5 protein-coding genes and 1 pseudogene are annotated in these 4931 nt (G+C 29.8%); all 6 read right to left on the reverse strand.

All coding sequences use genetic code 11. The features are described from left to right. Positions 1-536: SAP domain-containing protein (locus ACLUJM_RS12795; protein ID WP_412412980.1), on the reverse strand; the 536-nt coding region annotated here is incomplete at its 3' end. A gap of 22 nt (positions 537-558) precedes the next feature. Next, positions 559-927 carry a nuclear transport factor 2 family protein gene (locus tag ACLUJM_RS12800; RefSeq protein ID WP_412412981.1) on the reverse strand — a complete coding sequence of 123 codons (369 nt, stop codon included), beginning with the start codon at positions 925-927 and terminating at the stop codon, positions 559-561. A 265-nt stretch (positions 928-1192) separates the two neighbouring features. After that, complete coding sequence (locus ACLUJM_RS12805; protein WP_216549815.1) at positions 1193-1843, reverse strand: ATP-binding cassette domain-containing protein; 651 nt, start codon at positions 1841-1843, stop codon at positions 1193-1195. Positions 1844-1845: 2 nt separating this feature from the next. Continuing rightward, the gene (locus ACLUJM_RS12810) at positions 1846-3801 is read right to left on the reverse strand and encodes a hypothetical protein (RefSeq protein WP_412412982.1); all 1956 of its coding nucleotides are present in this window, start codon (positions 3799-3801) and stop codon (positions 1846-1848) included. 80 nt (positions 3802-3881) lie between these two features. Then, the gene (locus ACLUJM_RS12815) at positions 3882-4196 is read right to left on the reverse strand and encodes a hypothetical protein (protein WP_412412983.1); all 315 of its coding nucleotides are present in this window, start codon (positions 4194-4196) and stop codon (positions 3882-3884) included. A gap of 651 nt (positions 4197-4847) precedes the next feature. Next, positions 4848-4931 (reverse strand): annotated as a pseudogene (locus ACLUJM_RS12820) (conjugal transfer protein); the annotation flags it as partial.

Raw genomic sequence — 4931 nt, forward strand, 5'->3', positions numbered from 1 at the left:
ACTTCTTTCCAAAGAATAGAGGCTACTTTTAATTTATTTGAGTAGTTGTAACTATTTTCGTCTGCACAGAAATCTTTTAAAAATTTATTCCATTGACAAACCGAATTATCATACTTAGCATAATTTGATTTCCCATAATAAACTTTTAGCATATCTTGAATTGTAAAACTCAAATCATTTTCTCTTTTTACTTTTCTCCAAGCAGTAGCCATATCAGCAGTAAATTTAAATGGCGAAACATCTGTTAAAATTGAGAAATACTCTCTGAAATGTGTGTTAAAGGAGAACCCGCATTCAAGTAATGGAGTATCTAAGGTAATAGTTTCTACTTGTTTCTTTTCATTTTTTATTGATGACTTTTTAATCAAATCACCCTTAAAGTACTGCTCAATAATATAATTGAGTTCCTGTTTTGTACCTCTGTATTCTAATCCTAATGTCTTGCATATCTGTGAAAGTTCTTCATGATACCAATAGTATTTATTAAACTCATCAAACGATGTGATTTTATCAAACTCAGGTCTACTTTCTATCAATATTTTATCTCCTTAAACTAATTTACCTAATTCTTTTCCCAATTTTCATTTTCTTACGCCATTCTGGTGCTAATCCATCATCAGACCAATATTCATCCATTTCAATAATCAAATCATCTTTAAGATGAATAAAGCTTACTACATGAAAAGACTCACTATTATCTCTTGGAAAGACTCGGCAAGCCAGAATAATAGTATTTGCATTTTCTTCGATTCGTTCTATTTCTCCATTCCAGTTTCCTGGATATTCACAATTTGCTTTTATATACTCATCTAAGGTAAATACCTCATTTGTGCAATGCCATTTTATTACAGCATTTCTTTGAAAATATTTCATAAGCTCTTCTTCATTTTGTGATAAAACTGTTTTGAAAAATCTATTTGTGTCCATAATTTAAAATCATCCCTTTGAAACTTTTTCATTGAATAGATCTCCACCAACCACTAATTTTCCTGTATCAACATTATAGATATTAAGATAAACTTGATATAGAAAATCCAATTTCCGTATAAATACAGCAATTAAGCATTATTCATCTATTAAAAAATCAACTGTTTTACCATGTATTTACTATGATTGAATATGATTCTTGATATGACGAAAAAATATAGGGAGATTGCACGTATGATGAAATCGTGTGTCTCCCTCTAACAAACTATCTAAAATTTTCTACATTTATAACTCTGGAAAAGTAACTGCACAAATTCATGTTGTGAGTTACCATGATTATAGTAATTCCCTTTTCATTCAATTCTTTCAGAAGTTTCATCACTATCATTTCGTTCTCTTTATCAAGTCCAGAAGTTGGTTCATCAGCTAATATAATCTGGCTTCCTTGCAAAATTAATTTAATAATTGCAATTCGCTGCTGCTCTCCACCGCTTAGCTGATATACTTTTTTGTTAAGCATATCACTCAACTCAAATTGCTTCAAATACTCATTGATTATTTTCAGCTTTTCTTTCTTTTTCATTTTTTTATATTCAAGAGCTAATTTTAAATTCCATAATACGCTTTCATCTTCTATTAGTCCATAATTTTGAAACAGATATCCTATAGTATATCTCCTCAAAATCATAGCATTTTTGCTGTTTACGGACAAATTTTGATGACTATCAATAGTGATTGTTCCCTCAGATATATCAGTAATCAATCCTATTATATTTAAAAGTGTCGTTTTGCCTGCACCACTTTTGCCTACAAGTCCTACAAACTCGCCCTTTTCTATTTCTAAAGATAAATTTTCAAATAGAACCTGATTTTTTCCATATTCTTTTTTGATATTCTTCAATGTAATCAATGACATACTTATGCCCCCTTTTCAATCTCATATAAAGAGTTTAAGATATAAACTCTATAAAGCAACTCGCAGAATATATAGTCAATAAGTATAATCGCAAAAAGACAAGCAAAATAATAATTTATAACAGTTAATACGCCCGATATAATTAGTTCGATACCCCAAAAAATATAACGATTTTTCAGTGTTCTAAAATGAGAAAATCCTAAAATCTCTTTTGCCGCATATCTCTTTCGATTTACAACAATGTCTACATAGTTTGAAATATACAAAATAAACAGTAAGGAAACTATAAATACAATCGTAAACATAGTGAGCGTTTTAAGAACAAATTTTACATTTTCAAGTTGCATTAAATAAGGTGTAAGTAATGTTCCGGCTGTAACTAATTTCTCGAAATTATATTCTGCTAACAGAGAAGAAAATTCTTCTCTTGACTCCATTTGAAAAAATAGACATCTTCTATTTAAGGAATCCAAATAGTAAAGCCCTCCAAAATCGCCCGTATCAACAATGATAATTGGGTCAGTCATGTCTGAAAAACCATTTTCTGTATTAACTTTTACCGTAGAATCATCATCTATATAGACAACATTAAATTTATCAATAGATTTTTCTTCTCCCGGTATTTTATAAAATTGATCGTAGTTCATCAATCGGAAATATTCTTGCTTAATATATTCTTTAATAGAATTTTCATCGCTCTTATATTTATGAGGAACTAATACTGTTGGCTCATTAAATATATCCTCTCCCAATGGTTTTCCATTGAGTTGGACATTTGAGAATTCACTCAGATAATTTCTATTTGCTATAACAAGCTGTTGTTCATAATAGGGGCGTGATGTCTGTAAAGCACTGCCCTTACTAAAATCACAAAGTAACGAATGGTTATCGTTGTACATTTCTAATGTTTGTTCAGAATAACTTTCTAATATGTCTTTGTTTGCTAACGCATAATCATATTCTGATGAATTAAAACCATTAGCGGTATAATATCCGTCCAGATACTTATAATCTAAAACAGCTTGTTGGCTTTGTTTAAATGAGTTTCCTTGATTTAACAATGAAATAATAGTAATCGTGATTATTACTGAAAAAACTATTTTTACAGCCTGAACTATAATGTTTATGCCGCTATTTAAAGTCTTATTTTTTATCATTGCTTCCAAAGAAACAAATTTAATTAAAATACTTGTAATTAAAACACAAATTATATTTATAGCTAAAACAATAGTAAAGAAAAGTATACTTGTTGCTAAATAAGAAAATTCAAATCGGTTTGTTAATGCGTAATACAAATTTAGCAAGCAAATTAATGCTGAGCATATTACAACAAAATATTTTATTATACTAGCAATTTGCTCTTTTAAAATATGCACAGTAGAAAAGCCCATACTTTTTTTAATACCTATTTTTTTCAAACTATAGGATGTATAAATACAGTATATTATTTGAAGCACAATATACAAGATTACAAAATTAAAAAGATTCAATTTTAACACCATACTATACGGTATAGCTTCATTTTCAAAATCACTTATTGCAACAGACAGTTGAGATGCTATCTCTTTTATTTCATCGGATCGTAAGTCTGTATAGAATACACCAACACTATCTAAAAAATCTTCCTTTTGCAATTCATGATATTGAAGCGAAATAGACTTAGATATAGGTTGCTTTTGTGCAAATTCATTTAATGGATAGCAATATAAATCATAAACGGATTTATCTGTAGAAGTGAGCGTATTATTAATAAGTTCTAATTTGTTTTGAGAATATTCTTCTGTAAATATTTTATAAAATTTGTCGAGAATTTCTGGAGACGTTTCTTCTAAAACATACCCCTTCAAATTCTCGGAAGAAATGTTATTCTTTTCGTAAATGTTGTAAATAGAAGTATTAAAAATATATGCGAAGAGTATTATTTCAAGAAAAATAAAAATCTTTAAAAATTTTTTCATAACCTACGCCCTTTCTCTAAATAAATATACAAAATAAGGCGTGGCAAATAGCCCCGCCCTATGTGTTTGAACAGATTTACTTAATAAGGATAATAATCATAATAGGATGTTTCGTTCGCCCACCAAACCCTCTTTGCATCTTTGTAAGCGTAGTTTGATAAGAATCCACTAGTATATGTATTCCCGCCGACCTTTACAGTTGCCTTTACCATATAGTTACGACTAATACCTGCTCTACGACCGATTTCGGAATATACAATGGTGTCTGTTTGTCCCCCATTATAATACAAATCCCCACGCGCTACATCAATAGCCCACGCTGTAATTGGTGCACTCATCACCATAACTGCTGCTACAAGACCAACTACTTTCATCTTCATCTTCTTTGCTGTCATTCGCTAGATCTCCTTTCCACTTTTTATGGTTTTGTGCCACGTACTATTTCTATCAATTTTATTATAACACATCTTTGATATAATGTCAAACGTTTTCTTTTTTATTTTATACTTTACACCTGTATATCTGTTTCAATTTGTACATAATGCATAAAATTCTAAAGCCGATATTAGTATTTTTCCTGATTGTACTTTTGGAGTAAAAACGAAGTGTCTGTGATAAATTCCCTTTCAAAAATTTATAGGAATTGTACAATATAGATGTTTATTTTCCTCTTGTCCGCTACAAACAGAAAAGATAAATCTCTGTCAAGAGCCTGCCACTTATTTAGAAGTGGTTCTTACACTCTTGATTTCGCTTTTTGTTTGCTGTATCTTCTGCAAAGAGGGAAAAGGTTACTTGTCATCATCAAAGCAGCAATTCTTTAACGCTTCCTGTAAAAGCTCCATATCTTTTTTTGAGCCTGTGTCTATCCTTTTAAAAGTATAGTAAGGTGTTCTATATTTGTGTCTATCTGTGCTTTCCCAAAACATATCCATACTTTATATATCATCATAGCAGTCTAATATTCTTAAAATTTTTAAATGCTGATAAATTCTTTACCATGGTAAAAGTCGAATGCTTCTATATTTTTCCTCTGATATAGTCGATTATATATTTAACCTATTTATTTTATAACTTGATTTTAACTTTACCTTATCTCTATTTGTTAGATACTCTTCCACATCAAACAA

The organism is Finegoldia sp., from assembly GCF_046991905.1.
Taxonomy (GTDB): Bacteria; Bacillota; Clostridia; order Tissierellales; family Peptoniphilaceae; genus Finegoldia.

Bases quoted from the DNA above. Each gene is read 5' to 3' on its own strand.
- ACLUJM_RS12800 (WP_412412981.1), bottom strand. From the start codon at position 927: ATGGACACAAATAGATTTTTCAAAACAGTTTTATCACAAAATGAAGAA.
- ACLUJM_RS12810 (WP_412412982.1), bottom strand. From the start codon at position 3,801: ATGAAAAAATTTTTAAAGATTTTTATTTTTCTTGAAATAATACTCTTC.
- ACLUJM_RS12805 (WP_216549815.1), bottom strand. From the start codon at position 1,843: ATGTCATTGATTACATTGAAGAATATCAAAAAAGAATATGGAAAAAAT.
- ACLUJM_RS12815 (WP_412412983.1), bottom strand. From the start codon at position 4,196: ATGACAGCAAAGAAGATGAAGATGAAAGTAGTTGGTCTTGTAGCAGCA.